Consider the following 22,837-nt stretch of genomic DNA (forward strand, 5'->3'; position numbering starts at 1 on the left):
AAGCGTCTATAGAAAAAACAGTATAATTATGAAAAAATCACTATTCGTACTGGCAGTATTGTTATGCAGTCAATTGTCAAGTGCACAGATCCAATTTGGGGTTAAAGGAGGAATTAATTACAATTCTAATTCATTTACCAATGTAACCGATGATGTCTTTTCAGGAGCAAAAAGTAAAACAGGATATCATGTTGGAATGTGGGCAAAAGCTAAATTATTAGGGATTTATATACGTCCTGAGCTTGTATATACTCAATTAAAGAATGATGTGGTATATACTGGGAATCTGAGCCTTCAAAAATCCACGGCATATACCTTTAAGAAGATCGATGTACCTGTTCTTTTTGGAAAGAAAGTATTAGGTTTTGCAAATGTCTTTATCGGACCCTCATTTCAATATGTATTGTCTTCTAAATTCTCCTTAAGTGATATTACAAACGTTCAAATAGCCGATTTCTCTATGGGATTGCAGTTTGGAGCAGGTGTTGATATAGGTAGATTAGGAGTAGATGTTCGTTGGGAACGTAGTTTGTCTGGAATAGAAACCACATTTTTGGATTCAACGATTACTAGTGGTTCCGTTAATTTTGATACTAGAGTCAATCAGATTATTGTGGGAGTCTCCTATCGATTGTAATCGGAAATAACTATAAATAAAAAAGCTCTTGAAATTTTCAAGAGCTTTTTTATTTGTTAATTATCTTCGTCTAAATAATTGGGAGTTCCATCTCCATCCGTGTCATCATCTGTAAGATCTCCATTACCGTTAGTGTCTTCATCTTTAGTTAACCTTCCATCTCCATCATCATCTGTATCAAAATAGTTTGGTATACCGTCGCTATCCGTATCATCGTTTCTTGGATCGCCATCACCATCGGGATCTTCTAAAATTGAAGCTATACCATCATTATCGTGATCTGTATTTTCTATAAGGTCTAATAATCGAATGTAAAATACAAGAGGTGTATTTGCTGGAATGGCTGAATTTCCAGTATTTCTATAGGCTAATCCTGACGGCATGATAAGAATACCTTTCCCATCATTTTCATAGGTAATAGGTCCGTTATTAGTAATGTTCTTACCTCCTTTAAAATTGGTAAAACCATGTGTCCAACCTCTAATAACACCGTTCAATGTAAACCAGATTACTGAATTTCTTTCTTCAAAGAATACTTGCGTTGCAGAACTAGAAAGGTAATATCCTTTATATTTAGTCAACACTGAGTCCATAACCGTTGGAAATCCCTTAACAGGATCAGGGGTACCTACTCTATTCGTAAAAACATATAACGTATAATCTACATCTTCTTCAGTTACCTGCTGACTACTTAATCTGCTGTCGTTAATAAGAGCAGTCTCACCCCCAGTAATAGGCTTAATAGAATCTATTGCATCATCGAAATAATGATTGGTTAAAAACTTAACCAAGGAATCGTTATCGATAATTGATTGACCAGCATGATCGAAGTTATCGACAATTCCAGTACCTGTTCTATTACAAGAATATGTTACTAATGCTAAAATAGCAACGATCAGTATATGTTTTAATTTTATCATTTAATACAAAAATTAGAGGGCGCAATTTACCATTTTTATACCTTTGTTTGAAAGGATTTTTAAATTTTTAACTTTTTCTATGAGAATAGATAAATACTTATGGTGTGTTCGTTACTATAAAACAAGAAATATGGCTACTGAAGCCTGCAAGAAAGGGCAAGTGCGAATAAACAATGCCATTGTAAAACCGTCTAAAGATGTATTCGGTCATGAGGAAATTGTGTTAAGAAAAAATCAAATCAACTATGTCCTGGAAGTTTTAGATATTCCTGATAGCAGAGTTGGCGCTAAATTAGTAGATTTGTACAGGAAGGATAAAACACCCATAGAAGAATTTAACAAAACTGAGTTGTTAAAGTATTCTAAGGATTATTATCGGAAAAAAGGAACCGGTCGACCTACCAAAAAAGACAGAAGAGATATAGATAACTTTAACGAATCCGAAAGTTAATATGACTACAAAAAAGAATGTAATCTTATCATCATTACAAATAGAGCAAAAAACGAGAAGAATCGCGTATCAAATCTTAGAAAGTAATAGTAAAGAAAAAGAGATGGTTATTGCAGGAATTAATGGAAACGGATTTGTGTTTGCCAACAAATTAGCTGCAATTTTGAAAGAAATTTCTTCGGTAGAACTTGTGCTTTGTGAAGTATATATAGATAAGAAAAACCCACTGAATGAGATCTCTACTAGTATTGCACCGAATGCTTACAAAAATAGATCTCTAGTATTGGTTGATGATGTTCTCAACTCTGGGAGTACCTTAATACATGGAATTAAGCATTTTTTAGAAGTCCCTTTAAAGCAATTTAAAACGGCTGTTTTGGTAAATAGAAACCATAAGAAGTATCCCGTAAAGGCTGATTTTAAAGGATTGTCGCTATCAACATCGATTCAAGAACATATCTCGGTTGAATTCGAAAAAGGTGGCGCAAAAGCCTATTTAATGTAATAGGATTCTAACTTCGGTTACAACGGTTGAAATAGGTTTATCATTTACCTGAACTTTATGCGTTGCTTGTTGATAATAATTCCTTCGTTCGAATAAATGTTTTGCTACAAACTCAACTAATTTTTCATCAGAAAGCTGGGAAACTAATGGTCTTCTCACCTTCCCTTTTTGCAACCTTTCTACTAATGTAGGAATAGTGGCTTCTAGGTATATGGAGATCGTTTTTGGATGATTCTTGATCAGGTCCATGTTTCCGGCATAGCATGGGGTACCACCGCCCAAGGACAAAACAAATTTCTCATCAGAGTTCAGCAATTCTTTTAAGTAAATATGCTCAATCTTTCTAAAATAGATTTCACCCTTTGTTTTGAAAATTTCAGAAATAGAAAGTTGTTCTTTTTCAGAGATATATTTGTCAAGATCGATAAAGGGTAGAAATAGTTTTTTGGACAAGCTCTTCCCTACTGCCGTTTTTCCACTTGTCATATAACCTAAAAGAATAACCTTCATCGAAATAATTTTTACAAATATCGCAAAATCATCCCCAAAAATGGTGATTATCCTAAACAATGCTATTATATTTGCGGACTCTAATGCGTACATGGCGGAATTGGTAGACGCGCAAGCTTGAGGGGCTTGTGTCCAATAGGATGTGCAGGTTCGACTCCTGTTGTACGCACTTTTTTTAACACCGAATTCCTACTTACATATAAAAGTAGCTCTTTAAGGTAAAATTTTTATCGTTTTTCGCTGAGATACTAACTTTCCAGATTCTGAAATACCTTCTACACATATATTCATATTGTCTTGAAGACATGATAACATGGTTAAAGTTACCGACGCATTGGGTTCAATAATGATATCAGGTTCCCAAAACAAAGCTGCATAATACTTGAAATATCTATTATTAGATCTTGGATATTTAAGGTAGTAATATTCTTTCTCCAAAGAGAATCCAACAGGTATTTTTAGGGTAGAATATTTATTTCTTTTCCTCATTATTTCTAGTGGTGAAAATGTATAGACATGAATATCTATTGCAAATGGATCTGGACTAAATACTAAAGAAGTACCCATATAGATTTCTTTAATTTCGTCAATATTCGTGGAAGTTAATGCGTCATAACGAAAAATTCCCCGTTGTAGCTCGCCATCAACAAATAAAGAATAGGGTCTATTTGGTGGTATTTTCAGTTTTAAATAATCTAAAAGTGTTCCTGATTGTATGGTAATGTCTTTAGGGTCAATTCTTCTCATGCGTCTTGACATCCAGGGCACTTCAGATTTTTCTGCTTTTACAACCACTTCATCTAACCTTTCCACATCTGATGTAAGCGTTGGAAAAATAGACACCTCCATTTCGTTCAAAATATCAGATTTTTCAAAATCTTTAAATGAATCATATAATTGGTGATTGGAATAAGTAATAGGAGGTGTTATTTCAGACATTCGATCCCCCCTTTTTATACCAAAGTTGATTTCTGTATTTTTTTTAATTGATGTGTTTCTAATAATGAAAGGAATGCTCTTTTGAGTGACTTCATGCAGCAGGTTATTATCTGCGGAGAAAATTAACAGCTTTTGCTTTTTCGCCAGGTTTTTGTTTAAACGAATGGTCATGTCAATACCTTGCTCAAAGTCATGGTTCAGCTCAGGTGAATTGGTCAAAATAGTATTCCAGTTATATTTGCTCCATCCTTTTGAAATTAACGATAGATCTAAGCTTTGATTATTTAAATCATCTTTTCCGAGATAAGAGTGTACCTCATGATCTATCTGACTAATCACAAAGGGCTTCAGAAGCACCGATGAGATAATTGAATTCTTAGGGTTATAGGCTCTCGTGCCCGTAGGTAAAAACGAAGCACTTAAAAAAAGCTTTTCATTGGTTGAATTAGTAAAGGTAAAAGATATAGAATCACTTTGCTTTTTTGCTTTAATGGCAACAGAACTGTATAAATTTCCACGATTAATAAAAACAAGTCGTTCCGCTATTGGAGCATTTTCATCATCGAAGACTGTAACTATATTTATTCCAGATGGTAGTCCATTCTTTTTTATAATTAGGGCATAATTTTGCATATCCGAATTTAGGGTAAGATCATACTCAAGAAACTGTTTAGTGTTGTGAACCCAAACTTTGAACTGTTTATCAGTATTCTTCTCTAAATACGTTCTATTAGTATGCAAATGCACAACCAAGTACTTCTTTTTATTTTCTACCCTAAGGGCAATTCTTGATGAAGGTATTGCAGCTATTTTCTCCGTAATGACGGATCCATTTTCTAATTCTGCTTCAAATGTATATTGCTCTTGCTCTTTAAAGAAAAGTCGTACGCTTCCTAATCCAAGGTCATTGGTTAAAAACCTTTTGACCAGTATTCCTTTTCTATCCTTTATCAATCCCTTTACAATTTTCTGCCTTTCATTATTACTATCTTTCACTAGAATGCCTACGTTGTTTATCGAATTAGCAACTAACTGACCTCCTTCAGGAAATACATTGAGTTTAAAAAAATCATTTTCGAACTTAAGAGCACTTCTTGCCTCCTCCTGAGATGATACTATGTTGATCTTCTGTGAGAAAGATTGATCTTCTTTGAAGTTTTTCATCCATTTAGTAGAAGCTTTCAAGTAATAATTTCTTTGAGTGAATGTAGAATCGATCAATATACTTCCACGTCCTTTCCCTTGCTGTATATGCACAAGTTGTTGTTGTTTTAATACACCAGATTCATCAAAGACTGAAACATAGAGGTTAGTGGTTGCAGGATGTAATTTCATAGAGTTTTGCTCTACAACATAGGCTTTAAACCAGATTTCTTCTCCATTTAAGAACGATGTTTTGTTTATGTGAAGAAAAGGTATTTCTCGAGTATCTTGAAAATAGTTAGCGTACGCAGTGCGTATTTCGGAAATGTCTTTTTGTCCAAAAGTAACTTGAACAATAAATAAAAAAAGTATATTTAGGGTAGTTAGCGATTTCATAGATTTTCTTAGTCATAGAAATATACAAAAATTATTTCAAACTGCTGATAAGCTTGAGATTAACGGTTAAAATTATAGAATTGTGCGCTTTTATTTTGGTATAAAATTTGATGTATCTTCATAAACTAATCTATACTGCTCTATGTCAAAAAAAAGATTTCTACTCGTACTATGTTCTTCGTTATTTTTTGTTGGGTCTTATGCGCAAAGTATTAAAGGCAAGGTTTTTAATGAAAAGAAGGCCCCTTTATCCAAGGCAAGTATTTATATTAAGAAACTTCAAAAAGGAGTAACTACTAATAGTAAAGGAGAATTTAAGATCAAGATTAAAAATAAGGTACAAGCGAATGATACTCTTGTATTTTCATATGTAGGCTTCAAGGCACGAAGAATTTCTTTAAAGGATCTAGAGGCACTGAACTACGTGGTTACTTTAGAATCTAAATTGCTTACTCTGGATGAAGTTTCCATACGTTCAAGCAAAAAAAAACTTAAGACATATTTAGATTATAGCAAACTCGCTCCTATGGAAAAGGGACTATTCTCTTTTGGCTCTGTGTTAGCAAACAATAAAATATACGTATCAGGAGGTAATTTATCTGCCAAGTTTGATGCTGTATTAAATGCACTGAACCTGGATAAATATAACTCCAGACCATTGACTCCATTTAGTCAAATTTTACAAGAAGCTGGAACAGCAAGTACTTGGGAGCATTATAATGACCAGTTATATGCATATAACCTCATAACAGGAGTTTGGGAGAAATCAGCTTTAAAATTCATTAAAAGGGCACATCATAATTTGCATTATTACAATGGAAAATTGATGGTTCTTGGAGGAAAAACTTTGTCCAAGAATAGAAGATTTGAGTACTTAGAGAATAAGATAGAAGAGTTTAATATCACTAAAAATAGAATTGCTATTGATGAAGCAAACCCGCATAAGGCAGTAAATTTTGCTTCATTTTTAACAGGAGACCATTTAATTGTACTTGGTGGTTCTATTAAGAAGAAACAAAACGGAAAAAAGAATTATGAAAATAAGATACATGTGTACAATCTTAAAACAGGAAAGTGGTACCACGTATCGTATATGCCAGTACCGAAAGAAACAACAGGTGTTCTGGTAGAAAACACCATCTATTTGTTTGGAGGATATAACGGAGAAAAATTAAAAAATATTGAATCTTTTAATATTAAAGATGGGCGTTGGAAAATTGAAGGCGAGCTTTTTTCTGCAGTAGAAAAACCAGCCATTACCAATCATAATGGTGTTATCTACATATACGCGAAGGGAAGAGTAATGACGTTTGATATAGCCACTAAAGAATTAAATCAATATCTCATAGATTTATCTATAGAAGATGCCAACCTATACTGTGCCAATAATAAGCTCTATATATTGGGAGGGTTTTCTAACAGATATGATCGCTTAACACCATCAAATGATCTTTACAGTATAGACATAGATGAGTTTGACAAAACGGCCTTAAGTAAATCGAGAACTTTTTAAAAGCAACCTCTTTTCACACTTAATTAACCTATTTTATACCCTTAATTGTTACATTTGCGTATGCGAAAACTTCTAATTTATTCATTCATACTTTTTTCAGTAGGTGTATTTTCCCAAACTGATTCATTAAAAGTAAAAACAGTTAAGGGTCAAGTTGTTGATGCGTTAAGCAAAAAAGCGCTGAGTGCTGCTCATATTTTAAATTTAAACTCTGTTGTGGGTACAATTACCAACGATACTGGTTTGTTTGATATTAGCGCGAAAGCAAATGACACTATAATTGTTTCATATTTAGGGTACTCCTCCATTAAGATTAAGATAACGAACGACTTATTAAAAGGGAATGAATTGCTAATCGAATTGTACGAGAAAGCAGAAGAAGTAAAAGAGGTGATTATTAAATCGACAAAATTAATTGGTGTTTTAGAAATTGATGTTAAGCAAGTTCCTAAAGACCGATTTACACGTATTAGAATTAATGGATTGCCACAGACGTATGAAGTTGGAAAACCTAAGGGAAGGAATTTCAGGTCACCTATAGCCGCCTTGTTTCAACCTGTCGATTTTTTGTACAGTCATTTTGGTAAAAAACCTAAACAGCTTAAAAAACTACAAAAGATCAAAAAAGAGGACAATCTTCGTAAGATAATGGCAGGTAAGTTCGATCGTGAAGTGATGATGGAATATTTAGAAATGGACAGACAAGAATTGATGGAGTTGATCGCTGATTGTAATTATTCCGATTACTTTACTAAAAAAGCTAGTGATCTTCAGATGATTGAAGCTATTTTAGATTGTTATGAAAACTATAAAGCCCTAAAGAAAGGAAAAATAGAACGTAGTAGATTACCAGAAAGAAAAAAGGAAAAGGGCTAAAAAATTATACAATTTTTCAACCCTTTCCCACTATTAAAAACTAACTAACTATTTCTTTCCTTAACTAAAGTATGCTGTTCTAAACTTATAGTCATAATTTCTTCTTGTGTTCCAAACTAGCCTTTTTGCATTCAAGGTCTCAGCCTGGAATCTTCTTGTTTTTTTATTATTATTTATCATCTTAAATATTTTTTAATTTCTTAATTTGCTTACACTTATAAGACTGGATTAAATAGCTTGTGTTACATTATTAAGATAGTTTAACAGATATTTAAGAAAAACAAAAAAGCCAACCAAATGGTTGACTTTCTATATTATAGAGTATGTTTTAGGAATTATTGATTCCCTAAAATAATAGGCATTCCATTCTTTCCAGAACCAATAACAACTACCTTACTATTATTGGATTCTGCTAATTTTAATGTAGCTTCAATTCCTTTTTCCTGTAAGATCTTATCTGTTAAAGATGCACTTAAAATTCTATTTGCAGTCGCCTTACCTTCCGCATCAATTTTCTGACGTTCTGCCTCTTTTTTCGCTTTAGCTAATCTAAATTCATATTCTAAAGATTCTTGCTCTTGCTTTAGTTTTGTTTCAATTGCTGTTCTAATAGTTGGAGGAAGTTTCACGTCCTCTACCAAAACCCTTTTTACTATTAAGTACTGATCTTTTAGAACGGTACTTACTTCATCCAAAATCTCTTGCTCAATTACATCTCTTTTACTAGAGTATAATTGCTCTGGTGTATAACGTCCTACCACACTTCTAGCGGCTGCATTGATTGCAGGGTCTAATAACTCTCTTTCATAATCCTCTCCTTTGGTCTTTATCAGTTTTCCTAAATTACTGAATTCAGGCTCATACCAAATTGTACCACTTACCTTTACTTCTAATCCGTTGACTGAAAGAACATTCATCTCGTCAGAAATAGACTGTTGACGTACTTTTCTTACTATCATTTTATTCCATGGAGCCACAATGTGAAATCCTTCCCCGTATGTTGTTTCTGTATTTATACCATCACCAAAACGCTCAAAGATTACTCCTCCTTCACCAGGTCCAATAGTAACAGCTGACTTAGAAATGAAAATAATTCCAAGGACAATGATAATTATAGTGAAAATTCCACCTTTTGGGAATTTAAATTCTACTTGTTGATTTGCCATTTTATTATATTTTAAATTTTATCAAATTTACAACTAAACTTTATTAGTTACAGTCTTTATAAGTACAATCTTTATGGATATGTTCTAAAGGATGTTCATCATATAGAGTAGTTACACTAACGTAAAAGATGTCTTAATCCTCCTTTAACCGATCTTTTACATATTCTACTTGAGTTTTACCGTGCTTAAATGGTTTACCGTATTCGTCTAAACTAACCATTACAATTTTGTCTATACAGATAATGGTTTTTCGGGTAATTTTATTTCGAACTTCGGATTTAAGTGTTATAGAAGAATTTCCAAAACTCACTACTTCCATACCAATTTCAATAATATCTCCTTGTTTTGCCGAGCTTACAAAATCGATTTCAGACATAAATTTGGTTACAGTTCTCGGGATTTCTAATTGTATAATAGCATATAAAGCTACTTCTTCATCTATCCATTGTAAAAGTCGACCGCCAAATAAAGTTCCATTTGGATTTAGATCTTCTGGCTTTACCCATTTTCTTGTATGAAAATTCATAATTAAATTTTTCCGTAATATTTTCTAATAAACCACTCTACTGTTAGTAAAAATAAGGCTATTAATAATACCCAATACCAATCAATGATGTTTTTATCCTTTGTAATTGTTTTTTGAGTAGTAAAATAATCTGTGTTCTCGAGTAAGCTTTTTTTCAAATCTTGAAACTTTGTTTTGTAAAAGGACTCTCCTCCTGTTCTATCTGCCAGCCTGTTCAACTTCTCTGTATTGGTGCTTGTAAACTGCTCTTCTACATTAAATGTTGTAACTCTAAAGGTGCCGTTGGACGAAATATTCTGGTCTTTAACAGAAACTTTATACGTATAATCTCCAGCCGGTAGGTCCTCTATATTTAGTTGATAGGCGTTCCCAATAACCGAAAAAGGAAGTTCTCTTTTAATGGTATTTTCGGTACTTGAGAGCTCCATGGTAATAGTCGCCCGATCATCAAATTTATAATTACTATCCACATAAAAAGCAGTGATATCTATAGTTGCATTCGAGGGAAATATAGGATCCATAGTTACATCTAGCCTTTTTCTCGCTTTTGTAGAGGCCAAATATTGAACTACATTTGAAACGAAGCTATCAAAATCAGTAAAAGAATTAGAATTCAGATAACTCGTTGCTCTCCATTTCCATATGCCTTCTCCTAAAAGAAAAGCAGATTTCTGATTGTTCTCTTCCAACATAGCAAGCAGAGGAACATTTAAAGAGATACCATTAATATTTTGATATAATATGGGCTCAAAGGGTTTTGAGACAGTTATTTCTCCAAACTTGTCTTGCAAGGGTGAAAATTGCTCAAACCCGATATCACTCTGACCAAAAGTCAAAAAGTTCTGATTGAAATTAGCTAGGTAGTTTTCATCTTTTGAAATAGCATTTTTAGAGATTCCTAGTTGCAGACTATTGACAAAACTCCAATCTGTTTTGGACCCAGTGATTATAAGATAATTGCTTTTTTCCTTTTTTATTTCTGCAATCAACTTATTAAACAATGAGTTTGGCTGATACATTATAACTAATTGATAATCAGTTGTTTTAAAAATATCATTGTTGATTACTTTTATAGCTACCTTTCGTTGTTTGTTTGTTTCTATGGATTTTTTTATCGCTCCAATATCTGGATGTAATACTGAGGTGATAATACCTATTTTAGTCTGTTCGTCTATAACTTCAACACTAAAATTTTTTGTGTTGTTAGCTATATTTTTTTCGTCAGATATCGGTTTTATGGAAGCGGTATAGTAGTTCTTTCCTTTTTGCGATGAGGGAAGTGATGTCTCCACAGTAATCGATCTTTTATCATTTGAGAAAGAGATCTTCTTCGAGAAAACACGTTTTCCATTTTTATGAATCACAAATTCACTGGAAATCGACTGGTTTCCCTCATAATATAATAAAGCCTCAACAGGGAAACTATTACCTAAGTAGCTGTATTTATTCACGTTAAGTTGACTAACCCTAAGATCTTTGTGTTTAACTGTATCTCCAATAATAAGAGGATAGATCTGCTTCGACGTAGAAGAGTACTCATAGTCATTCCCTAGTGTTTGATTTCCATCTGTAATTAATACTATAGGAGAAATAGCTTCTTTATAGACTGTATTTACAGACTCTATTGCTTGGTTGATATTGGTTTGAGGCTCTAGAAACGTTAGAGAATCTAATGTTTGAAATGAATTACCAAACGAAAAAAAAGAAAGGGTAAACTTATCATTCAATAATTGATCAGATTTGAATTTCCCTACAAGTCTTGAAATTTCTTGTTGCTCATTAAAATATTCACTGGACTGAGAGTTATCTACAAGAACAGCCAGTACAGGTTTGTTCGTTTGTAATTCAGTTTTTTTGATCGTTGGATTAAAAAAAAGCAGTAGAATCAGAAATATAGAGGCGCTTCGTAATCCAAATAATGCAAAAATGAGGGGTCGTCTATCTTTAGACTTATAGAAATACTGAAAGTATGCAATACATAGTGCCAGTACTAAAGCAATAATGACAAAAAAGAAACTACTTGAATTCAACCTGTTTATTTAAAAATGAAAGATATAAATAACTCCTGTAAAAAAGAAAAACCTACATCTCAAATCGATGCAGGTTTTCTAAATATGGTGTTAATGTTTTCTTAAGTAAGCATTCCTCCGTCTACACTTAGTGTTTGACCTGTTATATATGAGCTCATATCTGACCCGAGAAACACACATGCATGTGCTATATCTTCAGGACTTCCCCCTCTTTTTAATGGAATGGCATCTCTCCAACTTTGAACAACGGCTTCATCTAATTTTCCCGTCATTTCGGTTTCTATAAAACCTGGAGCAATCACATTACTTCTAATATTTCTTGATCCTAATTCTAAAGCAACAGACTTAGAAAATCCAACAATACCAGCTTTCGATGCTGCATAATTAGCTTGACCAGCATTTCCCTTTAGACCAACTACCGAACTCATATTTATAATAGATCCTCCTCTTTGCTTCATCATAGGTCTAATAATCGCTTTAGTTAAGTTAAACACAGATTTTAAGTTAACTTCAATTACTTTATCAAAATCTTCTTCAGAGATTCTCATTAATAGATTGTCCTTAGTAATTCCGGCATTATTAATCAGAACATCTATGGTTCCAAATTCTTCCAATACAGATTTTGCCAGATCCTGAGCTGCATCAAACTCTGCAGCATTGGATTGATATCCTTTTGCTTTGACTCCTAGTGCAGCTAGTTCACTTTCCAAAGATTTGGCAGCATCAACAGAAGAACTATAGGTAAATGCTACGTTAGCTCCTTGCTTTGCATATTCTAAAGCGATTCCTCTACCAATTCCTCTGGTAGCTCCGGTAATAATAGCAGTTTTATTTTCCAATAATTTCATAATTCGTTTGTTAGTTGTTTGTCAAATATAATTTTTCTTTTTTAAATGAAAATTCCCGCACTAGACGGGAATTGTTCTTAAATATGTTCAGTTATTAGTTTAATACACTAGCGACCATTTCTCCAATTTTTGCAGGAGAATCGACTACATGTATTCCGTTTTGAGCTAAGATTTTCATTTTCGCTTGAGCTGTGTCATCTGCACCTCCAACAATAGCTCCAGCATGACCCATCGTTCTTCCTGCAGGAGCTGTTTGACCAGCTATAAACCCTACAACAGGTTTTCTATTCCCATCAGCTTTGATCCATTGTGCAGCCTCAGCCTCAAGGTTACCACCAATCTCACCAATCATTACGATAGCTTCAGTTTCATCATCGTTCATTAACAATTCAACCGCTTGTTTTGTCGTAGTTCCAATAATAGGATCTCCTCCAATTCCAATAGCCGTTGTAATACCAAAACCTTGTTTTACAACCTGATCAGCAGCTTCATATGTTAAAGTTCCAGACTTGGAAACAATTCCTACATTTCCTTTTTTGAAAATAAAACCAGGCATAATTCCAACTTTAGCCTCATCTGGAGTAATAACTCCTGGACAATTAGGCCCTACCAAAGTACAGTTCTTATCTTCTATATAGGCTTTTACTTTTACCATATCAGCTGTTGGAATTCCTTCAGTAATACAAATGATTACTTCTATACCGGCATCAGCAGATTCCATAATAGCATCAGCAGCAAAGGCTGGTGGTACAAAAATAATAGATGTATTAGCGCCTGCAGCATCTACAGATTCTTTTACGGTATTAAAAACTGGTTTCCCAAGGTGTTCCTGCCCTCCTTTTCCTGGAGTAACACCACCTACAACGTTCGTTCCGTAATCAATCATTTGACCTGCGTGAAAAGTACCTTCACTACCTGTAAAACCTTGTACGATTATTTTCGAATCTTTATTTACTAAAACACTCATTAATTTATTGTTTTTTGATGTTGCAAAAATAGTTGATTGAATGATTTAAAAAAAGAATTTTAAGCATTCTTTCGATCCTTTAAAAATCTTTTAATTTCTGCTAATTCTTTTAATTTTTCTCTTGACTCCGAAATTGGTGTTCCAAAATAGGTCTTACCGCCTTCAATTGATTTAGTAACTCCTGTTTGCCCTAGGATTACAGCTCCTTTTCCAATAGTGATTCCACTATTTGTTCCAACCTGACCCCAAATAGTAACTTCATCTTCAATAACCACACAACCAGCGATTCCCGTTTGTGAAGCAATTAAGCATTTTTTTCCAATTACTGTATCGTGGCCAACATGAACCTGATTGTCAATTTTTGTTCCTTCTTTTATAGTGGTATCACCTGTAACGCCCTTATCGATTGTACAGGAAGCGCCTAGATCGACATCATCTTCTAAAACCACTCTACCGCCTGAAATAAGTTGATCGAAACCTGAGGGTCTGTTTTTGTAATAAAAAGCATCAGCTCCTAATACTGTATTGGCATGTATCGTAACGTCGTTACCTATAATACAGTGATCATATATTGTGACGTTTGGATGGATAAGACAATTTGCACCTATTTCGACATGATTGCCAATAAAAACATTCGGTTGTATTACCGTTCCTTTTCCTATTTTGGCAGAATTTGAAATACTATCCTTAGATTGGATAAACGGATTAAAATGTTTTGTGATTTTATTAAAGTCTCTAAATGGATCGTTTGATATTAATAATGCTTTCCCCTCAGGGCAATCCACTTTTTTGTTAATTAAGATTGTAGTTGCCGCTGAGTTTAATGCTTTTGAATAATATTTTGGATGATCAACAAAAACAATATCACCTTTTTCTACAACATGAATTTCGTTAATACCTGTGATGCTAAAATTGTCATCACCTACAGATTTTGCACCAATCAATGTAGCAATTTCATAAAGAGTTTGTGGTGACTTGAATTTCATTGAGAGTTGTTCTTTTTACAATAAAAAGCCCTATGCTATTTATTCTTTAATACGTTCTTGATAGGTTCCCTTAGTTGTTTCTACTTTTATCTTATCTCCTTCATTAATAAACAAAGGTACATTGATCCTCGCTCCGGTTTCTACGGTTGCTGGTTTGGTAGCATTTGTCGCCGTATTACCTTTTACTCCTGGTTCCGTATGTGTAACTTCTAAAATAACGCTTGCTGGCATTTCAACAGACAAAGGCATTTCATCTTCCGAATTAATGATAACAGTAACTACTTCGCCTTCTTTCATAAGTTCCGGAGAATCCAATACACTTTTTTCCAATGATATTTGAGAATAATCTTGATTATTCATGAAGTGATACGTTTCACCTTCCTTATATAAATACTGGAATTTGTGAGTTTCCACTCGTACATCTTCAATTTTTCTTCCCGCAGGAAACGTATTATCTACTACCTTTCCGTTTGTTACACTTTTTAGCTTAGTTCTAACAAATGCAGGACCCTTTCCTGGTTTCACATGTAAAAACTCTATAATTTTATAAATATCGTTGTTATAACGAATACATAAACCATTTCTAATATCTGATGTTGTTGCCATATTTTAATTTTAATGTTATCCTCCAGAATATCCCTTCATAATTCCTCTTTGAGAATTACGGATAAACAGAATTATTTCGTCTCGCTCTGGTGTAGCTTCCATTTCAGCTTCAATTTTTTCTACCGCCTGAGAGTTATTATAATTCCTTTGATAAAGGATTCTGTAAATGTTTTGAATTTCTCTAATTTTTTCTGTACTGAAACCTCTTCTTCTTAAACCAATAGAATTGATTCCTACATAAGACAATGGCTCTTTAGCCGCTTTAGTAAATGGAGGCACATCTTTTCTGACTAGCGAACCACCAGATACCATGGCATGATCTCCAATATGAATGAACTGATGCACAGCAGCCAATCCACCAATAATGGCATAATCTCCAATAGTAACATGACCTGCTAAAGCAACTCCATTTACGACAATTGCATTGTCTCCTATAAGGCAATCATGTGCAATATGGGCAGTAGCCATAATCAAGCAATTTTTACCAATTTTAGTTTTTCCAGAGGCATTGGTACCTCTGTTTATTGTTACACATTCTCTAACTGTGGTATTGTCACCGATAACAGTCAAAGAATCTTCTCCTTCAAATTTCAAATCTTGAGGAATAGCGGAAATAACAGCACCTGGGAAAATTCTACAATTCTTACCTATTCGTGCCCCTTCCATAATCGTTACATTCGATCCAATCCAAGTACCCGAACCAATTTGTACATTGGCATGGATTGTTGTAAAGGGCTCAATAACAACATTTCGAGCAATCTTCGCTTGAGGATGTACGTATGCTAAAGGTTGATTCATATTACTTTCTTTTAGAGATTTGCGCCATTAACTCTGCTTCTACAACTAATTTGTTATTTGCATATCCGTAAGACTGCATTTGTGCAATACCTCTTCTAATAGGTGTTAATAATTCACATTTAAAGATTAATGTATCACCAGGTAAAACTTTTTGTTTAAACTTAACGTTATCTATTTTCATAAAGTATGTTAAGTAGTTCTCTGGATCGGGAACTGTACTCAATACTAGTATTCCTCCACATTGAGCCATTGCTTCTACCTGCAATACACCTGGCATTACCGGAGCTCCTGGGAAATGACCTACAAAGAAATCTTCATTCATAGTAACATTTTTCATCCCAACCACATGTTTTTCAGATAACTCTAAAATACGGTCTACTAATAAGAAAGGTGGTCTATGTGGTAGAATATCCATTATCTTATGAATATCCATTAAAGGTTCTACACTTAAGTCAAATTGAGGAACTTTATTTCTTTTTTCAGCTTTGATAACCTTCGCTAATTTCTTAGCAAATTGAGTATTTACTAAATGCCCTGGTTTGTTCGCAATTACTTTACCTCGTATCCTTATGCCTGTCAATGCCAAATCACCAATAACATCTAAGAGCTTATGCCTTGCTGCTTCATTAGCCCAATGCAAGTTTAAATTATCTAAGATTCCATTTGATTTAACGGATATATCTTCTTTTTTAAAGGCTTTCTTGAGTTTTTGCATTGTCCCTTCAGAAAGTTCCTTGTCTACATATACAATAGCATTATTAAGGTCTCCTCCTTTAATAAGGTCATTTTCTAACAACATTTCAATTTCATGCAAAAAACTAAACGTACGTGCATCAGCTATCTCTTCTTTAAAATCAGAGATTCTTTCCAAAGTAGCATTTTGTGTACCTAATATTTTTGTACCAAAGTCTACCATGGTTGTTACTTTATACTCATCTGAGGGCATTAAAATAATCTCACTTCCAGTAACATCATCTCTATAAGAGATAATATCCTTTACAATGTATTCTTCAATAGCTGCTTCTTGCTCATCGATACCTGCTTTTTCTAAAGCTTCTACAAAGTATTTAGAGGAACCGTCCATAATTGGTGGTTCGGATGCATTGATTTCAATTACTAAATTGTCTATATCTAATCCTACAGCAGCTGCAAGTACATGTTCTGAGGTTTGGATTAGAACTCCATTCTTTTCCAAATTAGTTCCTCTTTGCGTATTTACCACATATTCTGCTCTTGCTTCTATTGTTGGCGCACCTTCTAAGTCCACTCTTACAAAAGCAAAACCATGGTTTTCAGGAGCAGGCTTAAAAGTTAGTTTGACTTCATTTCCTGTGTGTAATCCTACACCAGATAAGCTTACCTCTTTTTGTATTGTTTTCTGTTGCTTACTCATAACTTCTCATTTTGAGCATTAAATTCTTTTTCTAACTTATTTACTACTGATGCAATTTTAGGTAAATTCCTAAAGTATACATATGATTTATTAAAATCTGAATACCCAAATGCAGGAGAGCCCTGAACAACTTCGTTGTCTTTTAAACTCTTTGAGATACCAGATTGTGCTTGTATTTTTAAATTGTTACCAAGAGTAAGGTGTCCTGAAATTCCGACCTGACCTCCAATCATACAGTATTCTCCTACTTTGGTAGACCCCGCGATTCCCGTTTGAGCCGCAATAACAGTGTTTTTACCAATCTCTACATTATGAGCGATCTGTATTTGGTTATCAAGTTTTACTCCTTTTCTAATAATTGTAGATCCCAGCGTTGCTCTATCAATTGAACATCCAGACCCAATATCAACATTATCTTCGATGATTACGTTACCCGTTTGAGGAACTTTATTAAGTTCTCCTTGCTCATTTGGAACAAAACCAAAACCATCAGACCCTATCACCGAGTTCGCATGAATAGTACAATCATTACCTATTTGAGTTTCTGAATATATTTTTGCTCCAGAAAAAATAGTCACATTATTACCAATAGTCACATTATCCCCTATATACGCATTGGGGTAAATTTTTACCCGGTCACCTATTTTTACATTATTTCCAATATATGCAAAGGCTCCTATGTATTCGTCTTCCCCAACTTGAGCAGAATCAGAAACAAAATGTGGATTTTCTCTACCAGTTTTATTGTTCTTAACCTCATTATAGAACGCTAACAACTTTGAAAAGGACTCATACGCATTCTCAACTTTTATTAAAGTTGTAGAAACATCTTTTTCTAATTCTAATGATTTATTAACTATTGTAACAGAAGCTTCTGTCGTATATAAATAAGAGTTGTATTTTGGGTTGGATAAAAAGGTTAGCGATCCTTTTTCTCCTTCTTCAATTTTAGAAAGTTTTGAGACTTCTTCCTCAGGATTACCTACCACATCTCCTTCTAAAATATTTGCTATCTGTTGAGCTGTAAATTTCATGTTCAGCAAAAGTATGAAAAAACTTAAGATTAGGCTAGTAACATTTTCTTAGGATAACATATAAAATGTTTCACCACAGGTTCCGAGAGGGCTTGAAGGTTTAACTGGTCTGATGCTTCCGCTATATCTTTTAGTTTCCCTTTTTTATTTAAAATTTTGATCGGCTGTTCCTTAGCATATGCCTGATTTGAAATAGTACCTGAAAAAACAAAGTAATTCGCCTCATTTTCACTTAGATGATATTTTTCTCTTAGGGATTTAATTCGATCCTTTTTATCATTATCATCAACAGGACTATCCGTTAACTCTATTTTAAACAACTTTCTATAGAAAATCATTTTTGATAGTGTTGATAATACTTTGTCTGAATGATGCATCCAGGTCTTTACTGCTGCCAATACATCTATATCATCTAGTTTGGAAAACTCATGCAAAATACTCTCAGAAAAATCACTAGCCGATACTTTTGTATTTAGAAAAAAGTTTAAAGTCCCATTCAACTGAAGATCGTACCTTTTATTTGTAAGTTCTTTGGCTCTTTGTAGTAATTTGACCATCATGTTTTCTGCAACTAATCCCGTTTTATGTAAATATACTTGCCAGTACATAAGCCTTCTAGCGATTAAAAATTTCTCAACAGAATAAATTCCTTTTTTCTCAATCACTAATTCGTCATTAACAACATTCATCATCGCAATTAATCTATCCGAACTAATATTACCTTCTGTAACTCCTGTATAAAAACTATCTCTCTTTAAATAATCAAGTCTGTCAATATCTAATTGACTAGAGATCAATTGATGTAAGAACTTTCTTGAATGTTTGTTGGTAAAAATTTCTATTGCTAAACTTAACTTGCCGCCAAATTCTTTATTCAAATTAATCATGAAGAGTAAAGAAATCTCTTCGTGAGAAATTTCGTTAACAATACTATGCTCCAGAGCATGAGAGAACGGTCCATGACCTATATCATGCAACAGAATTGCTATACATAAAGCCTCCTCTTCTTCTTCAGAAATTGCAATACCTTTAACTCGTAAAACGCGTACTGTTTTTTGCATTAAATCCATGCAGCCAACGGCATGATGAAACCTTGTGTGGTTTGCTCCAGGATATACCAGATTAGATAACCCCATTTGTGAGATCCTTCTCAATCGTTGAAAATATGGATGTTCAATAATGTCAAATATCAAGCTATTCGGAATTCTTATAAAACCATAAATAGGATCATTTAATATTTTCAATTTATTATGGGTATGCGTTTTCAAGGATGCATTTTTTGTATAGATAAACCACAAACTAAAAGCAAATTAGCTACACTACCAAATAATGCTACTCTATAATTCCAAATTATTTGAAAATAAATGATAACAATTGAATACTTTTATCGTTTTAAGATAAAACTATATTAATGATAGATATTCGAATACTCTGGGTAGATGATGAAATTGATTTATTGAAGCCTCACATTCTTTTTTTAGAAAACAAAGGCTATAACGTGACCACTTGCACGAATGGTGCAGATGCCATTGATCTTGCATCAGAAGAACGTTTTGACATTGTGTTTTTAGATGAGAATATGCCTGGGATTTCTGGATTGGAAACATTGAGTGCGATTAAACAAAAGCAAGCTACTCTTCCTATAGTGATGATTACTAAGAGTGAAGAAGAATACATTATGGAAGAAGCTATAGGTTCTAAAATTGCAGACTATTTGATAAAGCCTGTCAACCCTAATCAAATACTCTTAAGTCTTAAAAAGAATTTGGATCATTCAAGATTAATTTCAGAGAAGACTACCTCAAACTATCAACAAGAATTCCGAAAGATATCTATGGACCTTGCAATGGTTAATTCATATGAAGAATGGATAGAGTTATATAACAAACTGGTACATTGGGAACTAGAATTAGAAGATATTAATGATACCGGCATGCTTGGTATTTTGGAAAGTCAAAAAGCAGAAGCGAACAACTTGTTTTATAAGTTTATTAAGAAGAATTATCAGGATTGGTTAACCTCCGATGATAAACCTACATTTTCGCATACTTTTTTCAAAGATTATGTTGTACCCAATTTAAGTAAGAAACAAGGGCTACTTTGGGTAGTTATTGATAATTTAAGATTGGACCAATACAGAGTATTGGAGCCTATATTGAATAACCATTATAAAAAGGAAGAAGAACAGGCTTACTTTAGTATTTTACCTACGGCAACCCAATATGCGAGAAACGCACTCTTCTCAGGATTGATGCCTTCTGAAATGGAAAAGAGATATCCTCAATATTGGAAGAATGATACAGATGAAGGTGGGATGAACTTATTTGAAAATGAATTTTTAACGGAACAAATAAAAAGGTCTGGATTACAAATTGAGCATCAATACTTTAAAATATCAAACCTTAGAAAAGGAAAGGAACTGGCAGATAATTATAATGGAACAAAGCAGAATGATCTAACGGTCGTTGTATATAATTTTGTAGACATGCTATCACATTCCAAAACTGAAATGGAAGTTATAAAAGAATTAGCTGGTGATGACAAAGCATATCGTTCGCTTACTGTGAGCTGGTTTAAGAATTCTCCTTTATACGAAATTATTCAGAAGGCACAACAATTGGGGCAAAAACTAATTATTACAACGGATCATGGTACCATTAACTGTAAACATCCTTCTAAGGTCATCGGAGATAAAAATATTAGTTCTAATTTAAGATATAAAACCGGAAAAAGCTTGTCATATGAGGAGAAGGACGTATACGCCGTAAGAAATCCAAAAGATATTTTCTTGCCAAGTCTTACTATTAATAGTCCTTTTATATTTGCAAAAGAAGATCTTTTCTTTGCATATCCAAATAACTTTAATCATTTTGTAAAATATTATAGAAATACCTACCAGCATGGTGGTGTTTCGTTAGAGGAAATGATTATTCCTTGTGGTGTCTATAATCCGAGATAAGTTATATTTTCATAATTTTATTATATGGAAAAAGAGTATGCTCTAAAAGAAATACCTGAGATCGCAAAACAAATTTTAACCGAAGCAACCCATAAAGTAGTTTTGTTTTATGGTGATATGGGTGTTGGAAAGACTACATTAATAAAAGAAATATGTAAGCATTTAGGAGTTAAAGATATTACCCACTCTCCTACCTTTTCAATCGTAAACGAATATGTCAGTTCAGGTGATGCGGTATATCATTTTGATTTTTACAGACTCACAAAAGAGGAAGAAGCGTATGATATTGGTGTAGAGGATTATCTGTATTCTGACAATTGGTGTTTTATAGAATGGCCGGAAAATATTAAAAATTTACTACCTTTAGAGTCAACTGAAGTATATTTATCGCTTCTAGAAGGTGGTAAAAGAAACATTCAGCTAAAGAATAACGTATGAGTTTATATTCCCCTTTCAGTAAAGAAGAGCTCTTGCCTCAAGCAGAAATGCTTGAGATTAAAAAACAAAAAGGAGAACTTCTTATTGGTCTTCCTAAGGAAACTCATTTTGAAGAAAAGAGGGTATGCTTGACTCCCGATGCAGTGGCCGCTTTGTCTGCTCAAGGTCATAAGATTGTTATTGAGACTGGTGCAGGAGAAGGATCTAATTATAGTGATCGAGAATATTCGGATGCAGGTGCGAAAGTATCATATGATGTAAAGGAAGCTTTTGCCTGTACTATTATTTTAAAAGTAGCTCCACCTTCGCTAGAAGAAATTGAACTCATTAATCCACAAAGTGTATTAATATCTGCATTACAATTAAAGACTCAAAAGAAAATATTTTTTGAAACACTTGCTAAAAAAAGAATTACAGCGGTTGCCTTTGATTACATAAAGGATGAGCATGGTGTATACCCAATAGTGAAATCTTTAAGTGAAATAGCAGGAACAGCTTCTGTATTAATAGCAGGAGAGCTTATGAGCGGTGTTCATAATGGAAATGGATTATTGCTTGGAAATATAGGAGGTGTCCCTCCTACTGATGTTGTGATATTGGGTGCTGGAACCGTTGGTGAATTTGCGGCAAGAACAGCATTAGGTTTTGGCGCTAGAATAAAAGTGTTTGATAATTCCATTACAAAACTTAGAAAGCTTCAACATTGCTTAAACTCACCTATTTACACGTCAACGGTACAACCTAAAACATTAGCAAAGGCGTTAAGAAGATGCGACATTGTTATAGGAGCCATTAGGGGAAATAACAGGTCGCCTGTCATAGTTACAGAGATCATGGTAGAGCAAATGAAAGAAGGTGCTATTATTGTTGATGTAAGTATAGATAGAGGCGGATGTTTTGAAACGTCAAGTGTTACGTCCCATAGTAAACCAACATTCAAGAAACATGGTGTAACACATTATTGTGTCCCAAACATTCCTTCTAGATATGCTAGAACAGCATCTTTTTCTATAAGCAATATTTTTACCCCTTACCTATTGGATATTGCCAACGAAGGAGGTTTTGAAAATGCTGCAAGGTTTGATAAAAGTTTACGAAATGGTATGTATTTTTATCATGGAATACTAACGAATAGAACAGTGGCAGATTGGTTTGATCTGCCATATAGAGATATTAATTTATTAATTATTTAAAAG

General features: G+C 33.6%; 22 protein-coding genes and 1 tRNA gene. 9 read left to right on the plus strand and 14 right to left on the minus strand.

Annotation, left to right across the window (positions count from 1 at the left end; all coding sequences use genetic code 11):
• Nucleotides 1-28 precede the first annotated feature (28 nt).
• Nucleotides 29-637, plus strand: coding sequence for a porin family protein (locus tag RQM59_RS05670; protein ID WP_349241114.1), 609 nt, complete (start codon nucleotides 29-31; stop codon nucleotides 635-637).
• Nucleotides 638-693: 56 nt separating this feature from the next.
• Here RQM59_RS05670 and RQM59_RS05675 read toward each other — a convergent pair whose 3' ends face one another.
• Nucleotides 694-1,557, minus strand: coding sequence for an FKBP-type peptidyl-prolyl cis-trans isomerase (locus tag RQM59_RS05675; RefSeq protein ID WP_349241115.1), 864 nt, complete (start codon nucleotides 1,555-1,557; stop codon nucleotides 694-696).
• A 79-nt stretch (nucleotides 1,558-1,636) separates the two neighbouring features.
• Here RQM59_RS05675 and RQM59_RS05680 point away from each other — a divergent pair, with 79 nt between their 5' ends.
• Nucleotides 1,637-2,008: an RNA-binding S4 domain-containing protein gene (locus tag RQM59_RS05680; protein WP_349241116.1), complete on the plus strand. Its 372-nt coding sequence runs from the start codon at nucleotides 1,637-1,639 to the stop codon at nucleotides 2,006-2,008.
• 1 nt (nucleotide 2,009) lies between these two features.
• Complete coding sequence (locus RQM59_RS05685; protein WP_349241117.1) at nucleotides 2,010-2,513, plus strand: phosphoribosyltransferase family protein; 504 nt, start codon at nucleotides 2,010-2,012, stop codon at nucleotides 2,511-2,513.
• Here the strand turns inward: RQM59_RS05685 and RQM59_RS05690 are convergent.
• Nucleotides 2,505-3,023 carry a shikimate kinase gene (locus tag RQM59_RS05690; protein WP_349241118.1) on the minus strand — a complete coding sequence of 173 codons (519 nt, stop codon included), beginning with the start codon at nucleotides 3,021-3,023 and terminating at the stop codon, nucleotides 2,505-2,507. The two genes, RQM59_RS05685 and RQM59_RS05690, sit on opposite strands and share 9 nt — an antisense overlap.
• Before the next feature lie 85 nt (nucleotides 3,024-3,108).
• Between RQM59_RS05690 and RQM59_RS05695 the strand changes: the two genes are divergently transcribed.
• Nucleotides 3,109-3,192 (plus strand) — tRNA-Leu (locus RQM59_RS05695).
• Between the two features lie 44 nt (nucleotides 3,193-3,236).
• On the opposite strand, the gene RQM59_RS05700 is transcribed toward RQM59_RS05695, so the two are convergent.
• On the minus strand, nucleotides 3,237-5,501 hold the full coding sequence (locus RQM59_RS05700) for a hypothetical protein (RefSeq protein WP_349241119.1): 2,265 nt from the start codon (nucleotides 5,499-5,501) through the stop codon (nucleotides 3,237-3,239).
• A gap of 142 nt (nucleotides 5,502-5,643) precedes the next feature.
• Between RQM59_RS05700 and RQM59_RS05705 the strand changes: the two genes are divergently transcribed.
• Together RQM59_RS05705 and RQM59_RS05710 are read left to right on the plus strand one after the other, a co-directional pair.
• Nucleotides 5,644-7,014 (plus strand): Kelch repeat-containing protein, encoded by a 1,371-nt coding sequence (locus RQM59_RS05705; RefSeq protein ID WP_349241120.1) that lies wholly within the window; start codon nucleotides 5,644-5,646, stop codon nucleotides 7,012-7,014.
• A gap of 60 nt (nucleotides 7,015-7,074) precedes the next feature.
• Nucleotides 7,075-7,890 carry a carboxypeptidase-like regulatory domain-containing protein gene (locus RQM59_RS05710; protein WP_349241121.1) on the plus strand — a complete coding sequence of 272 codons (816 nt, stop codon included), beginning with the start codon at nucleotides 7,075-7,077 and terminating at the stop codon, nucleotides 7,888-7,890.
• A gap of 335 nt (nucleotides 7,891-8,225) precedes the next feature.
• Here the strand turns inward: RQM59_RS05710 and RQM59_RS05715 are convergent, their stop codons facing one another.
• The 11 genes from RQM59_RS05715 to RQM59_RS05765 all read right to left on the minus strand — a co-directional run bounded on the left by RQM59_RS05715 (nucleotide 8,226) and on the right by RQM59_RS05765 (nucleotide 19,512).
• Nucleotides 8,226-9,056 carry a prohibitin family protein gene (locus RQM59_RS05715; protein WP_349241122.1) on the minus strand — a complete coding sequence of 277 codons (831 nt, stop codon included), beginning with the start codon at nucleotides 9,054-9,056 and terminating at the stop codon, nucleotides 8,226-8,228.
• Between the two features lie 133 nt (nucleotides 9,057-9,189).
• Entirely contained in the window at nucleotides 9,190-9,582 is a 393-nt protein-coding gene (locus RQM59_RS05720; protein WP_349241123.1) for an acyl-CoA thioesterase, read from the minus strand.
• A gap of 2 nt (nucleotides 9,583-9,584) precedes the next feature.
• Complete coding sequence (locus RQM59_RS05725; RefSeq protein ID WP_349241124.1) at nucleotides 9,585-11,612, minus strand: VWA domain-containing protein; 2,028 nt, start codon at nucleotides 11,610-11,612, stop codon at nucleotides 9,585-9,587.
• 101 nt (nucleotides 11,613-11,713) lie between these two features.
• Complete coding sequence (gene fabG / locus RQM59_RS05730) at nucleotides 11,714-12,460, minus strand: 3-oxoacyl-[acyl-carrier-protein] reductase (protein WP_349241125.1); 747 nt, start codon at nucleotides 12,458-12,460, stop codon at nucleotides 11,714-11,716.
• Between the two features lie 94 nt (nucleotides 12,461-12,554).
• On the minus strand, nucleotides 12,555-13,427 hold the full coding sequence (sucD, locus tag RQM59_RS05735; RefSeq protein WP_349241126.1) for a succinate--CoA ligase subunit alpha: 873 nt from the start codon (nucleotides 13,425-13,427) through the stop codon (nucleotides 12,555-12,557).
• Nucleotides 13,428-13,486: 59 nt separating this feature from the next.
• Nucleotides 13,487-14,413, minus strand: coding sequence for a UDP-3-O-(3-hydroxymyristoyl)glucosamine N-acyltransferase (locus tag RQM59_RS05740; protein ID WP_349241127.1), 927 nt, complete (start codon nucleotides 14,411-14,413; stop codon nucleotides 13,487-13,489).
• A gap of 39 nt (nucleotides 14,414-14,452) precedes the next feature.
• Nucleotides 14,453-15,019 (minus strand): elongation factor P, encoded by a 567-nt coding sequence (gene efp / locus RQM59_RS05745; protein WP_349241128.1) that lies wholly within the window; start codon nucleotides 15,017-15,019, stop codon nucleotides 14,453-14,455.
• Nucleotides 15,020-15,034: 15 nt separating this feature from the next.
• Nucleotides 15,035-15,817, minus strand: a complete 783-nt coding sequence (gene lpxA / locus RQM59_RS05750) for an acyl-ACP--UDP-N-acetylglucosamine O-acyltransferase (RefSeq protein ID WP_349241129.1) — start codon at nucleotides 15,815-15,817, stop codon at nucleotides 15,035-15,037.
• Between the two features lies 1 nt (nucleotide 15,818).
• On the minus strand, nucleotides 15,819-17,210 hold the full coding sequence (locus RQM59_RS05755; RefSeq protein ID WP_349241130.1) for a bifunctional UDP-3-O-[3-hydroxymyristoyl] N-acetylglucosamine deacetylase/3-hydroxyacyl-ACP dehydratase: 1,392 nt from the start codon (nucleotides 17,208-17,210) through the stop codon (nucleotides 15,819-15,821).
• Complete coding sequence (gene lpxD, locus RQM59_RS05760) at nucleotides 17,207-18,244, minus strand: UDP-3-O-(3-hydroxymyristoyl)glucosamine N-acyltransferase (RefSeq protein ID WP_349241131.1); 1,038 nt, start codon at nucleotides 18,242-18,244, stop codon at nucleotides 17,207-17,209. Before lpxD ends, RQM59_RS05755 begins: the two co-directional genes overlap by 4 nt.
• Nucleotides 18,245-18,273: 29 nt before the next feature.
• Nucleotides 18,274-19,512, minus strand: coding sequence for an HD domain-containing protein (locus RQM59_RS05765; protein WP_349241132.1), 1,239 nt, complete (start codon nucleotides 19,510-19,512; stop codon nucleotides 18,274-18,276).
• A gap of 143 nt (nucleotides 19,513-19,655) precedes the next feature.
• Between RQM59_RS05765 and porX the strand changes: the two genes are divergently transcribed.
• From porX to RQM59_RS05780, 3 genes are read left to right on the plus strand one after another with little or no spacing between them, the layout of a single operon-like run.
• A complete protein-coding gene (porX, locus tag RQM59_RS05770; RefSeq protein ID WP_349241133.1) occupies nucleotides 19,656-21,203 on the plus strand; it encodes a T9SS response regulator signal transducer PorX in 1,548 nt (515 codons plus the stop codon).
• A gap of 24 nt (nucleotides 21,204-21,227) precedes the next feature.
• On the plus strand, nucleotides 21,228-21,641 hold the full coding sequence (gene tsaE / locus RQM59_RS05775; RefSeq protein ID WP_349241134.1) for a tRNA (adenosine(37)-N6)-threonylcarbamoyltransferase complex ATPase subunit type 1 TsaE: 414 nt from the start codon (nucleotides 21,228-21,230) through the stop codon (nucleotides 21,639-21,641).
• Nucleotides 21,638-22,834: an alanine dehydrogenase gene (locus RQM59_RS05780; protein ID WP_349241135.1), complete on the plus strand. Its 1,197-nt coding sequence runs from the start codon at nucleotides 21,638-21,640 to the stop codon at nucleotides 22,832-22,834. Before tsaE ends, RQM59_RS05780 begins: the two co-directional genes overlap by 4 nt.
• Nucleotides 22,835-22,837 lie beyond the last annotated feature (3 nt).

The sequence above is a fragment of the Asprobacillus argus genome, assembly GCF_032248395.1.
Lineage (GTDB): Bacteria > Bacteroidota > Bacteroidia > Flavobacteriales > Flavobacteriaceae > Polaribacter > Polaribacter argus.

Excerpts from the sequence above, each read along its gene's own strand:
- fabG (WP_349241125.1), bottom strand. The coding sequence starts at position 12,460 with ATGAAATTATTGGAAAATAAAACTGCTATTATTACCGGAGCTACCAGA.
- RQM59_RS05780 (WP_349241135.1), top strand. The coding sequence starts at position 21,638 with ATGAGTTTATATTCCCCTTTCAGTAAAGAAGAGCTCTTGCCTCAAGCA.
- efp (WP_349241128.1), bottom strand. The coding sequence starts at position 15,019 with ATGGCAACAACATCAGATATTAGAAATGGTTTATGTATTCGTTATAAC.
- RQM59_RS05680 (WP_349241116.1), top strand. The coding sequence starts at position 1,637 with ATGAGAATAGATAAATACTTATGGTGTGTTCGTTACTATAAAACAAGA.
- sucD (WP_349241126.1), bottom strand. The coding sequence starts at position 13,427 with ATGAGTGTTTTAGTAAATAAAGATTCGAAAATAATCGTACAAGGTTTT.
- RQM59_RS05715 (WP_349241122.1), bottom strand. The coding sequence starts at position 9,056 with ATGGCAAATCAACAAGTAGAATTTAAATTCCCAAAAGGTGGAATTTTC.
- RQM59_RS05685 (WP_349241117.1), top strand. The coding sequence starts at position 2,010 with ATGACTACAAAAAAGAATGTAATCTTATCATCATTACAAATAGAGCAA.
- RQM59_RS05675 (WP_349241115.1), bottom strand. The coding sequence starts at position 1,557 with ATGATAAAATTAAAACATATACTGATCGTTGCTATTTTAGCATTAGTA.
- tsaE (WP_349241134.1), top strand. The coding sequence starts at position 21,228 with ATGGAAAAAGAGTATGCTCTAAAAGAAATACCTGAGATCGCAAAACAA.
- RQM59_RS05740 (WP_349241127.1), bottom strand. The coding sequence starts at position 14,413 with ATGAAATTCAAGTCACCACAAACTCTTTATGAAATTGCTACATTGATT.
- RQM59_RS05700 (WP_349241119.1), bottom strand. The coding sequence starts at position 5,501 with ATGAAATCGCTAACTACCCTAAATATACTTTTTTTATTTATTGTTCAA.
- RQM59_RS05670 (WP_349241114.1), top strand. The coding sequence starts at position 29 with ATGAAAAAATCACTATTCGTACTGGCAGTATTGTTATGCAGTCAATTG.
- RQM59_RS05690 (WP_349241118.1), bottom strand. The coding sequence starts at position 3,023 with ATGAAGGTTATTCTTTTAGGTTATATGACAAGTGGAAAAACGGCAGTA.
- RQM59_RS05705 (WP_349241120.1), top strand. The coding sequence starts at position 5,644 with ATGTCAAAAAAAAGATTTCTACTCGTACTATGTTCTTCGTTATTTTTT.
- lpxA (WP_349241129.1), bottom strand. The coding sequence starts at position 15,817 with ATGAATCAACCTTTAGCATACGTACATCCTCAAGCGAAGATTGCTCGA.
- RQM59_RS05720 (WP_349241123.1), bottom strand. The coding sequence starts at position 9,582 with ATGAATTTTCATACAAGAAAATGGGTAAAGCCAGAAGATCTAAATCCA.
- RQM59_RS05755 (WP_349241130.1), bottom strand. The coding sequence starts at position 17,210 with ATGAGTAAGCAACAGAAAACAATACAAAAAGAGGTAAGCTTATCTGGT.
- porX (WP_349241133.1), top strand. The coding sequence starts at position 19,656 with ATGATAGATATTCGAATACTCTGGGTAGATGATGAAATTGATTTATTG.
- RQM59_RS05710 (WP_349241121.1), top strand. The coding sequence starts at position 7,075 with ATGCGAAAACTTCTAATTTATTCATTCATACTTTTTTCAGTAGGTGTA.
- lpxD (WP_349241131.1), bottom strand. The coding sequence starts at position 18,244 with ATGAAATTTACAGCTCAACAGATAGCAAATATTTTAGAAGGAGATGTG.